The sequence below is a fragment of the Sulfitobacter sediminis genome (assembly GCF_040811725.1).
In the GTDB taxonomy this organism is placed as follows: Bacteria; Pseudomonadota; Alphaproteobacteria; order Rhodobacterales; family Rhodobacteraceae; genus Sulfitobacter; species Sulfitobacter sediminis.
Window position 1 is genome coordinate 263,206 of sequence record NZ_JBFNXX010000004.1, and the last position, 17,704, is coordinate 280,909.

Consider the following 17,704-nt stretch of genomic DNA (forward strand, 5'->3'; position numbering starts at 1 on the left):
GGGGACATCGGATGGGCTTTTCTGGCTGGCGCGTGCTGCGCGAGGGATTGACCGGCAACAAGGGCTGGACGCCGCATTGGCGTGATCCGGAGCCGAAGGCGGAATACGATATCGTCATCATCGGGGGCGGGGGGCATGGATTGTCGACCGCCTATTACCTGGCCAAGAACCACGGTCTCACGAATGTCGCGGTGCTGGAGAAAGGCTACCTTGGCGGCGGCAACGTGGGGCGAAACACCACGATTGTCCGGGCGAATTACGGGCAGGAGGGCAATTCGCAGTTCTATTCCCATTCGCTGAAGCTCTGGGAGGGGCTGGAGCAGGACCTCAATTACAACGCGATGATGAGCCAGCGGGGGATCATCAACCTTTTCCATTCCGACGGGCAGCGCGATGCCTTTGCGCGGCGGGGGAACATGATGATCAATCAAGGGGACGATGCGGAACTGCTCGACCGGGACGCGGTGCGGCACCTGCTGCCCTATCTCGATTTCGACAACGTGCGGTTTCCGGTCTACGGGGGGCTCTTGCACCGGCGCGGGGGCACGGCGCGGCATGACGCGGTGGCCTGGGGCTATGCGCGGGGGGCGGACCAGCGGGGCGTGGACCTTATCCAGCAGTGCGAGGTGACGGGGATCGACATCGAGAACGGCCGCGTGCGCGGGGTTCAGACGACGCGCGGGGCGATCCGGGCGAAGAAGGTGGGGGTTGTTGTTGCCGGGCGCTCTGGGCAGGTCGCGGCGATGGCGGGGATGCGGCTGCCCATCGAGAGCCATGTGTTGCAGGCTTTCGTGAGTGAAGGGCTGAAGCCGGTGATCGACCACGTGATCAGTTTCGGCATGGGGCATTTCTATATCAGCCAGTCGGACAAGGGCGGGCTGGTGTTCGGGGGCGATCTGGATTTCTACGCCTCTTACGCGCAGCGCGGCAATCTGCCGATGGCGGAGCATGTGATGGAGGCGGCGATGACGCTGATGCCGATGATCGGCAAGGCAAAGGTGCTGCGGTCCTGGGGCGGGATCATGGACATGACGCCGGATGGGTCTCCGATCATCGACAAGACGGATACGGAAGGTTTGTTCATCGATTGCGGCTGGTGTTACGGCGGGTTCAAGGCGGTGCCGGGGTCGGGGTTTTCTTTTGCGCATCTGATCGCCACGGGGGAGCACCATGCGCCTGCGGCGAAGTACCGGCTGGACCGGTTCCGCACCGGGCGGGGGCTGATGGATGAAGAGGCCACGGGGTCTCAGCATAACCTGCATTGATAGGGAGGCTGAGATGCTGTGTCGGAGTTGTAGTGGAAAGATGAAGCCGGTGCAGTGTGCCCGGAGGGGAAAGTTGGCATGAGAATTGACTGTCCTTTGTGTGGTCTGCGGGACCGGCGGGAGTTCTATTACCAGGGCGCGGCGGTGCGGCTGGCGCGGCCAGCGCCGGACGCGGGGGAGGCGGCGTGGGACGACTACCTGCATCTGAGGGAGAACGCGGCAGGGGTGACCGAGGAGCTCTGGCAGCATGAGGGGGGGTGCGGGGCCTGGCTGGTGGTCACGCGCGACACGGTGAGCCATGCGATTTCTTCTGTGCGTCTGGCGGCGGATGTGAAGCGCGAGATGGGGGGCGGGGCATGAGGGTCGCGGGCAAGGGGCTGGTCGACCGGGCGCGGCCGGTGTCGTTTTCCTTTGACGGAGTGCGTTATGGCGGGTTTGCCGGGGATACGGTGGCCTCGGCGCTTTTGGCCAATGGTGTGAAGCTGATGGGGCGGTCGTTCAAGTATCACCGGCCCCGTGGCGTGCTGACGGCGGGAAGCGAGGAGCCGAATGCGTTGATCACGACCGGCAAGGGGGCCGCGCAGGAACCGAACGTGCGCGCCACGGTGCAGGAGGTCTACGACGGGCTTGTGACGCGGTCGCAGAATGCATGGCCGTCGCTGGGGTTCGACGTGATGGAGGTGAATGACCTTGCCGCACCCTTTCTGGGGGCGGGGTTCTATTACAAGACCTTCATGTGGCCGAAGCGGTTCTGGGAGGCGGTTTATGAGCCGGTGATCCGCAAGGCGGCGGGTCTGGGGGCGTTGTCGGGCAAGACCAACGAGGATTGTTATGAAAGGGCCTATGCGTTTTGCGATCTGTTGGTGATCGGGGCGGGGACTGCGGGGCTGATGGCGGCTTTGACGGCGGCGCGCGGCGGGCTCGACGTGATCCTGGCGGATGAGGACAGCCTGATGGGCGGGCGTTTGAATGCGGAGACTGGGGCTGTTGGGCACCAGTCGGGGGCGGCCTGGGCGGCGGAGGTCGTCGCGGAGCTTGAGGGCATGGAGAACGTGCGGCTGATGGCGCGCACGACGGTGACCGGGGCTTATGACGGCGGCATGTTCGGGGCGCTCGAGCGGGTGAACCAGCACAACTCGCGGCGGGGCGGCGGGGCGCCGCTGGAGTGTTTCTGGCGGATTGCGGCGAAGCGGTCGATCCTTTGCGCGGGGGCGATCGAGCGGCCCATTGCCTTTCAGAACAACGACCGGCCGGGGATCATGACGGCGGGGGCGGTGCGGGCCTATCTCAACCGATGGGGTGTCAGCCCGGGGCGGCGGGTGGCGGTCTTTGGCAACAATGACGATGCGCATCGGACGGCGCGCGATCTCGCGGCGGCGGGGGTGCATGTGGCGGCGTTGATCGACAGCCGGACGGATGTGGGTGTGGCGGATTTCGACGGGCGTGTCTTCAAGGGTGCGCAGGTCTGCAACGCGGGCGGGCGCAATGCGCTGGAGAGCGTGACGATCCGGACGGCGGGGGGCGAGGAAGCCTTGCAGGTGGATTGTCTGGCGGTATCGGGGGGCTGGAACCCGACGGTGCATCTGACCTGTCACATGGGCGGGCGACCTGCGTGGCGGGAGGATATTCAGGCCTTTGTGCCGAGTGACGGCAGTATTCCGGATATGGATGTGGCGGGGGCCTGCAATGGGGTGTTCTCGACCCATGGGTGCCTGTCGGACGGGGTGGAAAAGGGCAATGCGGCGCTGAAGGCGCTGGGCAAGAAGGCCGTGGAGGTCGAGGTGCCGCGGGCGGAGGATGCGCCCTATGCCCATGCGCCCTTGTGGGCGGTGGCGGGCAAGGGGCGCGCATGGCTCGATTTCCAGAACGACGTGAGCGTCAAGGACGTCAAACAGGCGGCGGTGGAGAACTTCCGCTCGGTCGAGCATATGAAGCGCTACACCATGCAAGGCATGGCGACGGATCAGGGGAAGAATTCGAACGTGGCGGCGCTGGCGATCCTGGCGGATGCGACGGGGCGGGGGATACCGGAGACCGGGACGACGACCTTCCGGCCGCCCTATACGCCGGTCAGCATCGCGGCAATGGGGGCGGGGGCTCAGGGGCACGGGTTTGCACCGGAGCGCTGGACGACGTCGCATAGACGGTCCGTGGAGATGGGCGCGCCGATGATCGAGGCGGGGTTGTGGTACCGGCCGAGCTATTTCCCGAAGGCGGGGGAGAGCACCTGGCGGCAGTCCTGTGATCGGGAAGTGGGCTATGTGCGGCGGGCGGTGGGTGTCTGTGATGTGTCGACGCTCGGCAAGATCGACATTCAGGGGCCGGATGCGGGGAAGCTTCTCGACTTCGTCTATACGAATACCTTCTCGACGCTGAAGGTGGGGCGGGTGCGCTATGGGCTGATGCTGCGCGAGGATGGGTTCGTCATGGATGACGGGACCTGCGCGCGGCTGGGGGAGCGGCACTTTGTCATGACGACGACCACGGCGGCGGCGGGCAACGTGATGAAGCATCTGGAGTTCGTCACCCAGTGTCTGCATCCGGAGTGGGAGGTGGCGTTCACCTCGGTCACCGAGCAATGGGCGCAGTTCGCGGTTGCGGGGCCGAAGGCACGGGAATTGCTGAACGGGCTTCTGGATGCGGAGATCGACGGGGAGAGCTGGCCGGTCATGGCTTGCGGGCCGGTGAAAATCGGGGGCGTCGAGGGGCGGCTTTTTCGGATTTCGTTCTCGGGGGAGCATGCCTATGAGGTCGCGGTGCCGTCGCGCTTTGGGGCGAGCCTCTTCGATGTGCTGCTCAAGCTTGCCGAAGAGATGGGCGGCGGGCCTTACGGGATGGAGGCGCTGAACGTGCTCAGGATCGAGAAGGGGTTCATCACGCACGCGGAGATCGAGGGACGTGCGACCGCGTTCGACATCGGGATGGCGCGGATGGTGTCGGACAAGAAGGACTGCATCGGCAAGACCATGGCGGCGCGGCCCGGGCTGGTGGACGAGAAACGGCCGCAGCTTGTGGGGCTGAAGCCGCTGGACCCTGCAGGGAAGATGACGGCGGGGGCGCATCTCTTTGACCGGGAAGCCGAGGCGGTGCGGGTGAATTACCGGGGGCATGTGTCTTCGGTCGGGTTCTCGCCCGATATGGGGCGGATGATCGGGCTGGGGTTCCTCGCGCGGGGGCCGGAGCGGCACGGGGAGATCGTGCGGCTGGTGGATCATTTGCGCGGGGTGGAGACGGAGGTTGAGGTGTGTTCGCCCGTCTTCCTCGATCCGGAAGGGGAGCGGGTGCGTGGTTGAGTTGAAGGAAACGCGCCCCTGTGCGGGGCTTTTGCCGTTGCATATTGGGGCGGTGACGCTGGAGGAGATGACGCCCGGTCGGCTGACTTCATTGTCACCTTTCGGGGACGCTTCGGAGATGTCGGCGGCGCTGGAGAAGGCGCATGTATGCGCTTTGCCTAAGCCCAACCGGAGTACCGGCAAGGAGGGCGCGCGCTGCCTGTGGTTCGGGCGGGGTGAGGCGCTGTTGATGGGGCCTGCGCCGGATGCGGCGCTGGGCACGCATGGGGCGGTGGTCGATCAGTCGGATGCCTGGGCGGTGGTGTCTTTGCAGGGCGCGGGGGCGGTCGATGTGCTGGCGCGGCTGGTGCCGGTGGATTTGCGCGACGCGGTTTTCAAGCGGGGGCATACCGTGCGCAGCCAGGTGATGCATATGAATGCCTCGATCACGAAGCTGGGGGCGGATCAATTCATGATCATGGTGTTCCGGTCGATGGCGGGGACGCTGGTGCATGACCTCAAGGCGGCTATGGCCGCCGTTGCCGCGCGCGGATAAGCTCACGGCGAATCCGGTGCGAAGGAGGCAATGATGGTGCGAGCGGAAATTCTGGCGGTGGCAGTGGTGGCGATGTTCGCGGGGCCGGGCGGGGCGCAGAGCATGGATAAGGCGACGGACTGCGGCTATCAGGCGGAGGTCGTGGCGGCGGTGCAGCAGGCGCGCAAGGACCGGGTCGGAGAGCGGCAGGTGCAGCAGCATGTGGCGGAAAAGGCGACCTGGCCGGAGAACTACAACAACGCCATCCCGCTGATCGCGGGCTGGCTTTACGGCAGCGATGTTTCGATGCGGGACATCCGGAATGAGGACTTCGCGGCGGCCTGGAAAGAGCTTTGCCTGCAGCAGTGAGCTGAGAGGCGTGGTTGCCTATTGCCGGGGCAAGTGCCGCTTTGACGTTGAAGGCGTTCTGGACCGATGCCGAAGATAGATGTGCAGGAATGGGTGGAACATGCGGGCGAGCCGCATCCGCTGACCGGTGTGGACAACGGACCCTATGCGGACATCGCGTTGGGCGATGCGGTCGGGCTGACGCAATTCGGGGTGCATCTGGAGCGGCTGCCGCCCGGCTCGCAGTCTTCGCACAGGCATTGGCACGAGACGGAGGATGAGTTCGTCTATGTGGTTTCCGGCGAGCTGGTGTTGATCGAGGACAGCGAAATCGTCCTGACGGCGGGGGAGGCGGCGGGCTGGAACTCCGGGACGCCGGTGGCGCATTGTCTCGAGAACCGGTCGGACCGGGATGCGGTGATGCTGGTGGTCGGAACGCGGGCGGAGGCGGGCGCGGTGCATTATCCGGATCACGATCTGGTCTTGCGGCATACTGCCGAACGAAGGGTGTTCACGCGGGGTGACGGGACGCCGGTAGAGACGAAGGGCTAGCGGTTCATCGTTTTCGCCACCGGGGCGGTTGGGGCTTCTGGACTCTGAGCAAGGCGCACCAATATAAACAGGCATGAGCCTGCCACCCGGATTTCTGGACGAATTGCGCAGCCGGTCGAGCCTGTCACAGGTCGTCGGGCGCAAGGTCATGTGGGATGCGCGCAAGTCCAATCAGGGCAAGGGCGACATGTGGGCGCCGTGCCCCTTTCATCAGGAAAAATCAGCGTCTTTTCATGTGGATGACCGCAAGGGGTTCTACTATTGCTTTGGCTGTCACGCGAAGGGGGATGCGATTTCCTTCGTGCGGGAGACCGAGAATGTCGGCTTCATGGAGGCGGTCGAAATCCTGGCGCGCGAGGCAGGGATGACGATGCCCGCGCGAGATCCGAAGGCGGCGGAGAAGGCGGACGAGCGGGCGCAGCTGGCCGAGGTGATGGAACTGGCGGTGCGCTGGTTCCGGTTGCAGCTGAAAACGGCGGCGGCGGAGGAGGTCCGGACGTACCTAGCGCGGCGGGGGCTGGATGAGGCGGCGCTGGAGCGGTGGGAGATCGGCTTTGCGCCCGACAGCTGGCAGGGGCTTTGGGATGCGCTGAAGGGGAAGAATGTCTCGGATGAACTGATCCTCGGGGCGGGGCTGGCCAAGCCGTCCACGAAGGGCGGCAAACCCTATGATACCTTCCGGGGGCGGATCATGTTCCCCATCCGCGACGCGCGGGGGCGGGCGATTGCCTTTGGCGGGCGGGCGATGGACCCGAATGACAACGCCAAATACCTGAATTCGCCGGAGACGCTGCTCTTTGACAAGGGGCGGAGCCTTTACAACGTGAAAGAGGCGCGGGCGGCGGCGGGCAAGGGCAAGCCTTTGTTGGTGGCGGAAGGCTACATGGACGTGATCGCGCTGGCGGGCGCGGGGTTCGAGGCGGCGGTGGCGCCGCTTGGTACGGCCATAACCGAGAACCAGTTGCAGATGCTGTGGCGGATCGATGCCGAGCCGATCATCACGCTCGATGGCGATGCGGCGGGGCAGCGGGCGGCGATGCGGCTGATTGACCTGGCGCTGCCGCTCTTGGAAGCGGGGCGCAGCTTGCGGTTCGTGATGATGCCGGAAGGGCAGGACCCGGATGATCTGCTGAAGGCTGCGGGGGCGGGGGCGTTTCAGAAGCTGATCGATGCGGCGGTGCCGATGGTGCAGCTCTTGTGGCAGCGCGAGACCGAAGGGCGGGTGTTCGACAGTCCGGAGCGGAAAGCGGCGCTCGACAAGGCGTTGCGGGAAAAGATCATGCTGATCAAGGACCCGTCGATCCGCAGCCATTACGGTCAGGAAATCAAGGACCTGCGGTGGAAACTGTTCCGTCCGCAGGGGAGTGGGCGGCAGACAGGCGCGCGCGGAAAGGGGCAGTGGAACGCCGTGCCGCAGGCGCCGTTGCCGACGACGAAATCATCGGTTCTGGCGGCGGCGACGGACGCGCGGACGATGGAGCACCTGCGTGAGGCGGTGATCCTTGCGGCCTTTGCCACCTGTCCGCAGATTGTCGAGGAATTCGAGAGCGGGCTTGAAGCCATGACCTGCACCGACCCGGAACACCGCAGCCTGCGCGACCTGCTTCTGCGTCACGGGCACGAGGGCGCGGAGGTGTTGCGCGAGAAAATTTCGGGCGCGCTGGGGCCGGACGCCCTTGAAAACCTGCTGTCCCAGAGCCACGTTGCCATCACACCCTGTGTGCGCAATCCGGGCAATATCGAGATGGCCAGTCTCACCGTAGCCGAGGAACTGGCCAAGCTGGAGGCCGCACGCGGGCTGGATGCCGAGATCGCGGAAGCGATGGAAGACCTGAGCGGGGTGGCGGACGAAGGCGTGACATGGCGGCTGTCTGAGGCCGCGCGCGCCGCCGATCTGGCAAAGCGCTCGGGCCAGGAAGACAAGGCCGAATACGATGTGGGCGACAACGGCGCGCGCATCAGCAAAGACGAGCGCAGCGCTTGGGACACGCTGCTTGGGACCATCAATTTCAGCAAGTCGAAGGGCCGTGGATAACCCGTGACCTTTTGGCAGGCACTTTAGGAAAAAGCAGGATATCGGGTTTAAGAATCACCCCGAAACCCGCATGATTCGTTTTGAGCGAATCACCTGCTACTGATTCGCGCACCGGCGCTGGAGGGACACATATGGCCGCTAAGGACACGAACGAAGACGCCAAGAACGACGACGGTGAAAGCGGTCACTCGCTTGATATGAGCCAGGCGGCGGTCAAGAAGATGATCGCCGAGGCGCGCGAGAAAGGCTACATCACCTACGACCAGCTCAACACCGTATTGCCGCCCGACCAGGTATCGTCGGAACAGATCGAGGACGTGATGTCGATGCTGTCGGAGATGGGCATAAACATCATCGAGGATGAGGACGCCGAGGAGGAGGAGCAGAAGGGCTCCACCGAACTCACGACGACCGACAGCAACAAGGAAGTGGCACTTTCCTCGGGCACGACCGAGAAGCTGGATCGCACGGACGACCCGGTGCGCATGTACCTGCGCGAGATGGGGTCGGTCGAACTGCTGAGCCGCGAGGGCGAGATCGCCATCGCCAAGCGGATCGAGGCGGGACGCAACACGATGATCGCGGGGCTGTGCGAAAGCCCGCTGACCTTTCAGGCAATCACCATCTGGCGCGACGAACTTTTGTCCGAGGACATCCTGCTGCGCGACGTGATCGACCTTGAAGCGACCTTCGGCAACCAGATGGGTGACGACGAGGATACCTCGCCCGTGGTGCCCTCCGCTGGCGCGTCGAACGATAAGAAAGAGGACGAGGACAAGCAGGAGCTGGATGCGGACGGCAATCCCATCGCCTCGGACGACGATGACGACGAGGACGATCAGGCCAACATGTCGCTGGCCGCGATGGAAGCGGTACTGAAGCCGCAGGTGCTTGAATCGCTCGACCGGATCGCCGCCGATTACGCCAAGCTGAGCGAGATGCAGGACAGCCGTATTTCGGCCACGCTGAACGAGGACGGATCGTTCTCCGACAGTCAGGAGACGAAGTACCAGGAGTTGCGCAGCGAGATCGTGGCACTGGTGAACGATCTGCACCTGCACAACAACCGCATCGAGGCGCTGATCGACCAGCTTTACGGCATCAACCGCCGCATCATGCAGATCGACAGTGCCATGGTGAAGCTGGCGGACCAGGCGCGCATCAACCGCAAGGAGTTCATCGACGAATATCGCGGCTACGAGCTTGACCCCAACTGGATGGACCGGATGGCCGAGAAATCCGGACGCGGCTGGCAGATGTTCATCGAGCGCTCTACCGACAAGGTGGAAGATCTGCGCGCGGACATGGCGCAGGTGGGCCAGTATGTGGGTCTGGATATTTCTGAATTCCGGCGCATCGTGGCACAGGTGCAGAAGGGCGAGAAAGAAGCCCGTCAGGCCAAGAAGGAAATGGTCGAGGCGAACCTGCGCCTGGTGATCTCGATTGCGAAAAAGTACACGAACCGTGGCCTGCAATTCCTTGATCTTATTCAGGAAGGTAACATCGGCCTGATGAAGGCGGTGGACAAGTTCGAGTACCGGCGTGGCTACAAGTTCTCGACCTACGCGACATGGTGGATCCGTCAGGCGATCACGCGGTCTATCGCGGATCAGGCGCGCACCATCCGTATCCCGGTGCATATGATCGAGACGATCAACAAGCTGGTGCGCACGGGTCGCCAGATGCTGCACGAGATCGGGCGCGAGCCCACGCCGGAGGAATTGGCGGAAAAGCTGCAGATGCCGCTGGAGAAGGTCCGCAAGGTGATGAAGATCGCCAAGGAGCCGATTTCTCTGGAGACGCCGATTGGCGACGAGGAAGACAGCCAGCTTGGCGATTTCATAGAGGATAAGAACGCGGTGCTGCCTTTGGACAGTGCGATTCAGGAAAACCTCAAGGAGACGACAACGCGGGTGTTGGCCAGCCTCACGCCGCGTGAAGAGCGGGTGCTGCGGATGCGTTTCGGCATCGGGATGAACACCGACCATACGCTTGAGGAAGTGGGCCAGCAGTTCAGCGTGACACGCGAGCGTATCCGCCAGATCGAGGCGAAGGCGCTGCGCAAGCTCAAGCATCCCTCGCGGAGCCGGAAGCTGCGGTCTTTCCTGGATCAGTAAGGCGCTGCAAGGCTCTGAAATTCAATGTGAAACCCGGCCCTTTTGGCCGGGTTTTCTGTCTGGGAAGCAAAGCGGTTTGAGATAGCTCAAGGGTGCCGACACTCTTGCGGCTAGTTTGACAGGCAGGGCAGCGGCGCGGCTGTGACGCAAGCGTGATTTTGACGGGTCATTCCGCTGCCCTATCCTTTGACTGACCGGGAAGCGGGGTTTCATCATGGGTATTCTTCGACATCTGTTCCTTTGTCTCTGCGTGCTGGGCATCGTGTTTCCCATGCAGGGCACGGCGCAGGCCTATCGCGCGTTCAATTTGCTGACGGTTGTGCCGCTCAATGCAACGGACTTCGAGGTGATCGAGGCGCGGGGAGAGGGCGCTCGGGGCATGTGGTGTGCGGCGGCGGATTACGCGATCCATGCGCTTCGGGTGCCGCGCGAGCAGCGCCTTTACGTCAAGACGCCGCGCGGGCGGTCGATCAGCGGGGCGGGGCGGATCGGCGTGGTCTTTACCGTTGATGTGAACGCGCTGGGGGTGAGCCCCTCGCGGTCCTATTCGGTGACGGTGCGCACCGCTGGCCTGAGCTTGCCGTTGCATCACGCCTACCAGTTTTGCCGCGACTACGAGCTTGAACTGGAGGACATTTTCTATCCCCGCATCCGGAGGTAATCCATGCGCAGATTGTTGATTTCCGCCCTCTCCGGCGTGCTTCTGGCCGGGCCGCTTCAGGCCCAGACGTTTCGGGCCGAGAATGGCGTGATCGTGACACCCGTGGCCGGTGGGTTCGAGATATCGAGCGGCGGCGGGCAGGGCGCGCGCGGCATGTGGTGTGCGGCGGCGGATTACGCGCTGGATGTGCTGGGGGCGGGTGGGTTCGACCGCATCTATATCGCTCAGGGGCGCAGGCTCGCCTTTGGTGAGCGGGGGCCGGTGCGGTTCACGATGGACCCCACCGGGCTGACGCCGCGCCGTGTCCTCGTGGTGGGCATGAGCTTGAGCGCGCCGGGCTCCAACCTATCTGTCGATCACGCCCTTCTTTTTTGCCAGGACGCGAGAACCATCGACCGATGAGACATGCCCTTGCCGCGATTGCCATGATTTCCGCGCTGCCGCTTGTGGCGGCGACCACGGGTGAAGAGGACACGATTGTCATCAACCCGATCAATGCCACCGATTTCGAGGTGATCCAAGGCACGAATTTCGGCGCCGCGGAGTTCTGGTGCGGGGCTGCGACCTTTATCGAGCGGCGCAGCGGTCGCTCGGAGCTGACCGCGCTTTATGTCAAGCGGCCACGCGGGCCGAGCGTGACGGCACCGGGGGAGATGGGGGTCGTGTTTTCGACCAGTGATGCGGGATTGCCGCCCGCGAACCCGGACCGTGTGACGCTAACGGTACGCCAGCCGGGGGCAACGCTGAAATCCTTTCAGGCGCGCCGGTATTGCCGCGATGCCTTTACCCGGTCGACCAAGTAGGCTTGGTTGCTATCGTCGGTGCAGCGCGCCAAAGTGCCGCCATGCAGACGACTTTCACGCTTCAGACCCGTGGGCAGGGACTTTACGAGTTCACCGATGACGTGGCCGGATGGCTGCGGGGGGCGGGTGACGGGCTTCTGACGCTGATGATCCGGCATACCTCGGCCTCGCTACTGATACAGGAGAACGCGGATCCGGATGTGCAGACGGACTTGCTGGCCTTTTATCAACGGTTGGTGCCGCCTGCGCATGATCCGTCGATGTCTTATCTCAGGCACAGGATGGAAGGGCCGGACGATATGCCCGCGCATATCAAGGCAGCGATGCTGCCGATCTCCCTGTCGGTTCCGGTGCAGGCGGGGCGGATGCGGCTGGGCACGTGGCAGGGGATTTACCTGTTCGAGCATCGCGATGCGCCGCACACCCGGCAGGTGGCGGCGCATTTCAGGGGCGATTAGCCCGTCGGCATCAGGTGGATTTCGCGGATGCAGGCGCGGGCGGGTGACGTGAGTGCGTGCATGACGGCGTTTGCGACGTCTTCGGGCTTGAGCTTGTCGGGCTTAGCCTCGTCGAAGAAGGGGGTGTCGACCATGCCGGGCGAAACCACCATGCAGCGCCCGCCCCATTCGGCCATCTCATCGGCAAGATTGCCTGCGAAACCGTGGATGAACCACTTGGTCGAGCCGTAGATCGAGCCCTGGATATGACGGCGACCGGCAGCAGAGCCGGTGACGACGTATTGGCCCGTGGTCTTGCGCAGGTGCGGCAGGGCGGCGTGGGCAGTGTAAAGCGCACCCATGATGTTGAGGTCGACCATTTCCTTCCAGTCTTGCGGATCGCCTTTCTCGGTCCCCGCCTTGGATGTGCCGCGGCCCGCGTTGGCAAAGGCGGCGTCGAGGCCGCCGAATTTGTCCACCAGCTTGCCGATGGCGTCCTTCTGCGCGTTGTAATCGGTGGCGTCGCCGGGCAGGGCGAGAGCGTTTTCCCCGATCTCAGCGGCAAGCGCGTTCAGTTTGTCCTCGCTGCGGGCGAAAAGGCCGACGTTCCAGCCTGCTTTGGCAGCAGCATGGGCGGTGGCGGCACCGATGCCCGTGGAGGCGCCGGTGATGAAGAGGGTCTTGGTCATTGTATGCTCCGTTTTGATTGTTCCCGGCCCAACGCGTTGGGAGGGCATCGGGTTCATCCCGGTTGCACCCAAGATATTGCGGTGAAAATCTTCTCTACCCAAAACCTCGCGGACGGCCTATAAGTTTGGGTTAATGGGGGAGACACCCCACAAGGATCGGCAGGAATAAGGGGGGACGGCCCATGCGCTGCCCGTTTTGCGGAAACATCGACACCCAGGTCAAAGACTCGCGCCCGGCGGAGGATCACGTTTCGATCCGGCGGCGGCGGTTCTGTCCGGCTTGCGGCGGGCGCTTCACCACCTATGAGCGGGTTCAGCTGCGTGACCTCGTGGTGATCAAGTCGTCGGGCAAGCGCGAGGATTTCGATCGCGACAAGCTGGAACGGTCGATCCGCATCTCGATGCAGAAGCGGCCGATTGATCCGGAGCGCATCGACCAGATGATTTCGGGCATCGTGCGGCGGCTGGAAAGCATGGGCGAGACGGATATTCCGTCCAAGACCATCGGCGAGATCGTGATGGAGGCGCTGGCGCGGATTGACACGGTGGCTTACGTGCGGTTTGCGAGCGTTTACAAGAACTTCCAGGCGGCGGACGACTTCGATAAATTCGTGGCGGAGCTGCGCCCGGAACATCCCAGAGAAGAGTGAGCGACACCCGCTTCATGGCGCTGGCCTTGAGTTTGGGTCGGCGAGGGCAGGGTCGTGTCTGGCCGAACCCGGCGGTGGGCTGTGTCATCGTGCAGGACGGGCGGATCGTCGGGCGCGGCTGGACGCAGGACGGCGGCAGGCCGCATGCGGAGACCGAGGCGTTGCGCCAGGCGGGATCGGCGGCGCGGGGGGCGACGATATATGTCTCGCTGGAGCCTTGCGCGCATCATGGGCAGACGCCGCCCTGCGCGGAAGCGCTGGTGGCGGCGGGGGTCGGGCGCGTGGTTATTGCCGTGGCCGATAACGACGCGCGGACCGATGGCAAGGGGATAGAGATACTGCGCGCGGCGGGGATCGACGTGTTGGTCGGCGTTTGCGAGGACGAGGCGCGGCGCGATCACGAGGGGTTCTTTACCAAGACCGAGGTGGGGCGGCCGCTGCTGACGCTGAAGCTGGCCAATTCCTTCGACGGGCGGATTGCGACGGGAACCGGCGAGAGCCAGTGGATCACCGGGCCGGACGCGCGGCGGCTGGTGCACGGGATGCGGGCGCGGCACGATGCGGTGATGGTCGGCGGCGGCACCGCGCGCAAGGACGATCCGGGGCTGACGGTACGCGATCTGGGGATTGACCGGCAGCCCGCGCGGGTTGTCGTGTCGCGCAGGCTGGACCTGCCGCTGATGGGGCAGTTGGCGCGGACGGCAAAGGATGTGCCGGTGATCATTTGTCACGGGCCGGATGCGGATCATGCGTTGCAACAGACGTGGCGCGATCTGGGGGCGACGTTGCTGTCTTGTGCGGTGCGGGGGATGCAGCTTGATCCGGGGGACGTGCTGCGGCAGCTGGGGGTGCATGGGCTGACGCGGGTGTTCTGCGAAGGCGGCGGGGCGCTGGCGGCCTCGCTGATCGAGGCGGATCTGGTGGATCGGTTGATTGGTTTCACCGCCGGTGTGGTGATCGGGGCCGAAGGGCTGCCGGGGATCGGCGCGATGGGGCTGTCGCGGCTGAGCGAGGCGCCGCGTTATCGGCTCGTGTCGACGCAGGCGGTCGGCAAGGATGTGCTGCACGTCTGGGAGCGTGGGTAGCTTCTGACTTCTGCTCAGCGCCGCCAGAGGTGCGCGCGGCTGGCGAATAATCCCTGTAGTTTGGAGAGGAGGCGGTTCGCCGGGCCGGGGCTTGGGATGTCTTGGGCGGCGAGGCGGTCGACGATCACTTCGACAGGGCAGGGCAGGCCGCTGACGGGGTCGCGGTAGCGGGGGTAGTCGATGAGAGTCGCATGGACGAGGCCTTCGAGGCTGGGCGTGGCGCGGCGGCGCGGCGGGACGTCTCCGAGGTCGCGGGTGAGGCCCCAGCCTGCGTAGAAGGGGCAGCCGAGCGTGGTGACGGGGATGCCGCGCAGAAGCGCCTCGAAGCCGAGGAGGGAGGTCATGGTCCAGACCTCGGAGACCTCTTGCAGAAGAGCGATGAGATCGGCGTCGGGGAGGATGAGATCGGCGAAGTCGGAGGCGTCCGGCCCACCGTCGCGCAGGCCTGCGACCACGTCGGGGTGGGGTTTGTAGATGATCCGGGCGTCGGGTTCCGCGTTGCGCACGGCTTGCAGGAGCGCGCGGTTGGTGGCGATGCGGTCGGTGCCGGTGCGGATGGAAGCGTCGTCCTCGACCTGCCCGGGGACGAGGATGCGTTTGCCGGGGGGCAAAGTAGTGAGGTCGGGCGTTGTGCCGCCGAGATTGTACTTGCTGAGACCGTCCGTCGTGAGGCGGTCAATGAGCCTGCGCGCGCGGGCGTGCTGGTCGGGGCGCAGATCGGCGCGGGCGGCGATGAGGGCTTCGAGCCGCGAGGGGCGGGCGGGATCGTAGTAGATGCCGTGGTCGTCGCAGACGAGGGATAGGGGCGGGATGAGTTCCGCGCCGAGGCCGCGCGAGCGCAGGAAGCCGTCCTCCACGCGAACGGCATCGGCGTGGCCGACGTCGGCCTTGCCCGCCCAGACCATCCAGGGGCGCCCGGTCTGGCGGGCCTTGGCGGGGTCGTCCTCGAAAATGACGGGTTTGTATTGACCAAAGAACTGCTGGAGCGGCTTTCGTTTCCACAGGCGCATTGAGGAGGCGGTCCAACCGCGGTGGTCCTCGCGCCATGCGCGGGTTTCGGCGGCAAGTGCTTCGATGGCGTCCTCAAGCGGGCAGAGGCGGTCGCGGTAGGGATCGTACCATTTCGGATAGAGGATTATGGCGGCAGCGAAAAGCTGCGCGCGGGTGAGCTTGCGCTGGCGGCGCTGGACGGGGAATTCGTCGTTCGTGAGGCCCCAGCCCGCGTAGAAGGGCTGGCCGAAAACGCGGGGTTTGTGACCGGCGAAGATCGCCTCGAAACCCATCTGTGAGGAGACGGTGTAGACGCCGACAGCGCTTTCGAACAGACGCCAGGGGCTGATGGGATCGCTCAGCAGGGTGATGCGATTGTTCTCATCCTGAGGGCCGAAATAGCCGGGGCGAAAGCCCTGCGCGGTTTCGGGGTGGGTATTGATGATGACGCGGGCGCCGGGGTGCTCCTCTTGCGCGAAGACCAGCATTTCCATGAAGCGCGCGCGGTCCGCGCCGCTGGCGGTGACGGAGGCATCGCCTTGGGTCTGGTCGATGACCAGCACGTAACCGGGGTCGGGCGCGGGGATGGCGGGATCGAAGGCGGTGTACTTGGTCAGATGGGTTTCGATAAGACGCTCGATCGCACCGCGCGCGCGGTTCAGGAGCGCGGTGTCGTCGAGCGGGTGGTTGGTGAGAAGCTCTTCGAGTTCGGAGGGCGTGGCGGGGTCGAAATGCAGGCCCCTGGCGTCGAGCAGGAGACCCAGCGGCGGACTGCCGGCGCGGCCGGGGTGGAGGGAGCGGAGGAAGGCGTCTTCGACCCGCAGGATCGGCGCGTCCCGGCGGGCCGCGACGGCCTCGCCCCGGTGGGCGGTTGGGGAGTTGCCCCAGACGGCGACCATGTCGTCTTCGCCCGGCACGCCGAGGTGCAGGGAATAGCCCGACAGTTGCAGGATGCGGCGCACGCGTTTCTGGCTGAGAAAGCCGCCATTGTAGACGAAAAGCCGCCGGTCCTGTTCCGGACCGGCGGCGGGTGTGTCGTATGTCTCAGGCCCGAGAGCCATGCTGCCGGATCAGCCTCCGCTGCCGTCCGTCAGGGTGGTCAGGCTGGATGCCGAGGTCGCCGTGCCGGTGATCGCGGAGATGACGCGGCTCCACTGTGTGAAGGGCGCTTCGGTGACATAGATGGTGTCGCCATCGCGAATGACGAAATCGCGGGCCATGAACATGCCGTTGGGTTCCGTCAGGTTCAGAACGTAGACCATCCGCTGTGCGCCCTGCAGGTCGGTGCGGCCCAGGACGGCGCCCGCAATCTCTGCCGGTTCGTTGCGGAAGATGAAGACGCCGGTGGGATCGGCGGTGCCCGCGTTCAGCCCGCCAACCTGCGCGATGCCTTCCAGTGCGGAAAGGGTTTGGGATTCGAAAGGCACCTGGGCCTGTCCGCCGGTCGCCCCGAGCGCGGTGAAGGAGCGCGTGTCTTCCTCGACAAGGATGCGGTCGCCACCGCGCAGAGCGATGTCCAGTTCGGGGTGGTCATAGAGGTCCTGAAGCCAGATCTTGCCGCGGTGGCTGCCGCGGATCACGGTGATCTGGGCAATCTCGGGTTCGATGGTCACGCCGCCGGCCTGGGCAAGCATGGTGCCAAGTGTCCGGGTGGGCCGTTCGATGGCATAGACGCCCTGCGAGCCGACAGAGCCGATGAGCGAGACGGTAGAGCCGTCACCGGCGGCGCGGCGCACCTCGACCTGCGGGTCGGGCGTCTGTTCGCCGAGCTTGTTGGTGATGATGCGGCGGATCGCGTCGGGCGTGTTGCCCGCGGCCTTGATGCGGCCTGCGTAGGGAATGAAGATGAAGCCAGCGCCGTCGACCTGTACCTCTTCGAGCACGGTGGCGGGGGAGCCTTCGACGCCCAAGAGCGGGTCATCGACGTTTTCGTAGACCGTGATGCCCAGCACGTCGCCGGGGCGGATCACGTCGGACCCCAGAAGCGCCGCGTTCTTGAAGGCCTCCGAGAAGCCGAGCGCGGGCACGACAGCGGTTGCACGGGTCACGCGGTCATTGACGGAGACAACGAAGGCGTCGCCCTGCTTTTGCACGGAACCTGCGAAAATCTGGCGCTTGTTCGGACCGGGTGACGGCAATCCGCAAGACGACACGACGGCCAACGCCGCCACTGCTGCGATGGGACGCGCCCACCGGGAAAGATGGAATTTCACTGCCCGGTCTCCTCGACCTGTTCAACTCTGCCTCATAACTCGCCGGTTTTCC

General features: G+C 64.8%; 17 protein-coding genes. 14 read left to right on the forward strand and 3 right to left on the reverse strand.

From position 1 onward, the window contains the following. Nucleotides 1-11 precede the first annotated feature (11 nt). The 12 genes from AB2B41_RS07460 (at nucleotide 12) to AB2B41_RS07515 (ending at nucleotide 12,046) form a co-directional block, all read left to right on the forward strand. Nucleotides 12-1,265: a sarcosine oxidase subunit beta family protein gene (locus tag AB2B41_RS07460; protein WP_367877136.1), complete on the forward strand. Its 1,254-nt coding sequence runs from the start codon at nucleotides 12-14 to the stop codon at nucleotides 1,263-1,265. A 78-nt stretch (nucleotides 1,266-1,343) separates the two neighbouring features. Then, on the forward strand, nucleotides 1,344-1,625 hold the full coding sequence (locus AB2B41_RS07465; RefSeq protein ID WP_367877137.1) for a sarcosine oxidase subunit delta: 282 nt from the start codon (nucleotides 1,344-1,346) through the stop codon (nucleotides 1,623-1,625). Further along, entirely contained in the window at nucleotides 1,622-4,558 is a 2,937-nt protein-coding gene (locus AB2B41_RS07470; protein WP_367877138.1) for a sarcosine oxidase subunit alpha family protein, read from the forward strand. The genes AB2B41_RS07465 and AB2B41_RS07470 overlap by 4 nt, the downstream gene beginning before the upstream one ends. Continuing rightward, nucleotides 4,551-5,093, forward strand: coding sequence for a sarcosine oxidase subunit gamma (locus tag AB2B41_RS07475; protein ID WP_367877139.1), 543 nt, complete (start codon nucleotides 4,551-4,553; stop codon nucleotides 5,091-5,093). The genes AB2B41_RS07470 and AB2B41_RS07475 overlap by 8 nt, the downstream gene beginning before the upstream one ends. Nucleotides 5,094-5,126: 33 nt before the next feature. Next, a complete protein-coding gene (locus AB2B41_RS07480) occupies nucleotides 5,127-5,441 on the forward strand; it encodes a hypothetical protein (RefSeq protein WP_367877140.1) in 315 nt (104 codons plus the stop codon). Nucleotides 5,442-5,507: 66 nt separating this feature from the next. Further along, the gene (locus tag AB2B41_RS07485; protein WP_367877141.1) at nucleotides 5,508-5,972 is read left to right on the forward strand and encodes a cupin domain-containing protein; all 465 of its coding nucleotides are present in this window, start codon (nucleotides 5,508-5,510) and stop codon (nucleotides 5,970-5,972) included. Nucleotides 5,973-6,045: 73 nt separating this feature from the next. Then, nucleotides 6,046-8,007: a DNA primase gene (gene dnaG, locus AB2B41_RS07490; RefSeq protein ID WP_367877142.1), complete on the forward strand. Its 1,962-nt coding sequence runs from the start codon at nucleotides 6,046-6,048 to the stop codon at nucleotides 8,005-8,007. 131 nt (nucleotides 8,008-8,138) lie between these two features. Further along, on the forward strand, nucleotides 8,139-10,124 hold the full coding sequence (gene rpoD, locus AB2B41_RS07495; protein WP_367877143.1) for an RNA polymerase sigma factor RpoD: 1,986 nt from the start codon (nucleotides 8,139-8,141) through the stop codon (nucleotides 10,122-10,124). A 214-nt stretch (nucleotides 10,125-10,338) separates the two neighbouring features. Then, nucleotides 10,339-10,785: a hypothetical protein gene (locus AB2B41_RS07500; RefSeq protein WP_367877144.1), complete on the forward strand. Its 447-nt coding sequence runs from the start codon at nucleotides 10,339-10,341 to the stop codon at nucleotides 10,783-10,785. Between the two features lie 3 nt (nucleotides 10,786-10,788). Then, complete coding sequence (locus AB2B41_RS07505; RefSeq protein ID WP_367877145.1) at nucleotides 10,789-11,187, forward strand: hypothetical protein; 399 nt, start codon at nucleotides 10,789-10,791, stop codon at nucleotides 11,185-11,187. Then, entirely contained in the window at nucleotides 11,184-11,588 is a 405-nt protein-coding gene (locus tag AB2B41_RS07510) for a hypothetical protein (protein WP_367877146.1), read from the forward strand. The genes AB2B41_RS07505 and AB2B41_RS07510 overlap by 4 nt, the downstream gene beginning before the upstream one ends. A 41-nt stretch (nucleotides 11,589-11,629) precedes the next feature. Further along, nucleotides 11,630-12,046 (forward strand): secondary thiamine-phosphate synthase enzyme YjbQ, encoded by a 417-nt coding sequence (locus tag AB2B41_RS07515; protein WP_367877147.1) that lies wholly within the window; start codon nucleotides 11,630-11,632, stop codon nucleotides 12,044-12,046. On the opposite strand, the gene AB2B41_RS07520 is transcribed toward AB2B41_RS07515, so the two are convergent. Then, on the reverse strand, nucleotides 12,043-12,714 hold the full coding sequence (locus AB2B41_RS07520; RefSeq protein ID WP_367877148.1) for an SDR family oxidoreductase: 672 nt from the start codon (nucleotides 12,712-12,714) through the stop codon (nucleotides 12,043-12,045). The genes AB2B41_RS07515 and AB2B41_RS07520 overlap by 4 nt on opposite strands. A gap of 182 nt (nucleotides 12,715-12,896) precedes the next feature. On the opposite strand from AB2B41_RS07520, the gene nrdR reads away from it, so the two are divergent. Together nrdR and ribD are read left to right on the forward strand one after the other, a co-directional pair. Then, complete coding sequence (nrdR, locus tag AB2B41_RS07525; protein WP_367877149.1) at nucleotides 12,897-13,364, forward strand: transcriptional regulator NrdR; 468 nt, start codon at nucleotides 12,897-12,899, stop codon at nucleotides 13,362-13,364. After that, nucleotides 13,361-14,449: a bifunctional diaminohydroxyphosphoribosylaminopyrimidine deaminase/5-amino-6-(5-phosphoribosylamino)uracil reductase RibD gene (ribD, locus tag AB2B41_RS07530; protein ID WP_367877150.1), complete on the forward strand. Its 1,089-nt coding sequence runs from the start codon at nucleotides 13,361-13,363 to the stop codon at nucleotides 14,447-14,449. The genes nrdR and ribD overlap by 4 nt, the downstream gene beginning before the upstream one ends. Nucleotides 14,450-14,463: 14 nt before the next feature. Here ribD and AB2B41_RS07535 read toward each other — a convergent pair whose 3' ends face one another. Together AB2B41_RS07535 and AB2B41_RS07540 are read right to left on the reverse strand one after the other, a co-directional pair. After that, nucleotides 14,464-16,500, reverse strand: coding sequence for a capsular polysaccharide biosynthesis protein (locus AB2B41_RS07535; protein WP_367877151.1), 2,037 nt, complete (start codon nucleotides 16,498-16,500; stop codon nucleotides 14,464-14,466). 9 nt (nucleotides 16,501-16,509) lie between these two features. Next, nucleotides 16,510-17,652, reverse strand: coding sequence for a polysaccharide biosynthesis/export family protein (locus tag AB2B41_RS07540; protein ID WP_367877152.1), 1,143 nt, complete (start codon nucleotides 17,650-17,652; stop codon nucleotides 16,510-16,512). Between the last annotated feature and the right edge of the window lie 52 nt (nucleotides 17,653-17,704).

What these genes read in the sequence shown, in the direction of transcription:
- AB2B41_RS07460 (WP_367877136.1), top strand. Translation starts at nt 12, where the DNA reads ATGGGCTTTTCTGGCTGGCGCGTGCTGCGCGAGGGATTGACCGGCAAC.
- AB2B41_RS07465 (WP_367877137.1), top strand. Translation starts at nt 1,344, where the DNA reads ATGAGAATTGACTGTCCTTTGTGTGGTCTGCGGGACCGGCGGGAGTTC.
- AB2B41_RS07470 (WP_367877138.1), top strand. Translation starts at nt 1,622, where the DNA reads ATGAGGGTCGCGGGCAAGGGGCTGGTCGACCGGGCGCGGCCGGTGTCG.
- AB2B41_RS07480 (WP_367877140.1), top strand. Translation starts at nt 5,127, where the DNA reads ATGGTGCGAGCGGAAATTCTGGCGGTGGCAGTGGTGGCGATGTTCGCG.
- AB2B41_RS07485 (WP_367877141.1), top strand. Translation starts at nt 5,508, where the DNA reads ATGCCGAAGATAGATGTGCAGGAATGGGTGGAACATGCGGGCGAGCCG.
- dnaG (WP_367877142.1), top strand. Translation starts at nt 6,046, where the DNA reads ATGAGCCTGCCACCCGGATTTCTGGACGAATTGCGCAGCCGGTCGAGC.
- rpoD (WP_367877143.1), top strand. Translation starts at nt 8,139, where the DNA reads ATGGCCGCTAAGGACACGAACGAAGACGCCAAGAACGACGACGGTGAA.
- AB2B41_RS07500 (WP_367877144.1), top strand. Translation starts at nt 10,339, where the DNA reads ATGGGTATTCTTCGACATCTGTTCCTTTGTCTCTGCGTGCTGGGCATC.
- AB2B41_RS07505 (WP_367877145.1), top strand. Translation starts at nt 10,789, where the DNA reads ATGCGCAGATTGTTGATTTCCGCCCTCTCCGGCGTGCTTCTGGCCGGG.
- AB2B41_RS07510 (WP_367877146.1), top strand. Translation starts at nt 11,184, where the DNA reads ATGAGACATGCCCTTGCCGCGATTGCCATGATTTCCGCGCTGCCGCTT.
- AB2B41_RS07515 (WP_367877147.1), top strand. Translation starts at nt 11,630, where the DNA reads ATGCAGACGACTTTCACGCTTCAGACCCGTGGGCAGGGACTTTACGAG.
- AB2B41_RS07520 (WP_367877148.1), bottom strand. Translation starts at nt 12,714, where the DNA reads ATGACCAAGACCCTCTTCATCACCGGCGCCTCCACGGGCATCGGTGCC.
- nrdR (WP_367877149.1), top strand. Translation starts at nt 12,897, where the DNA reads ATGCGCTGCCCGTTTTGCGGAAACATCGACACCCAGGTCAAAGACTCG.
- AB2B41_RS07535 (WP_367877151.1), bottom strand. Translation starts at nt 16,500, where the DNA reads ATGGCTCTCGGGCCTGAGACATACGACACACCCGCCGCCGGTCCGGAA.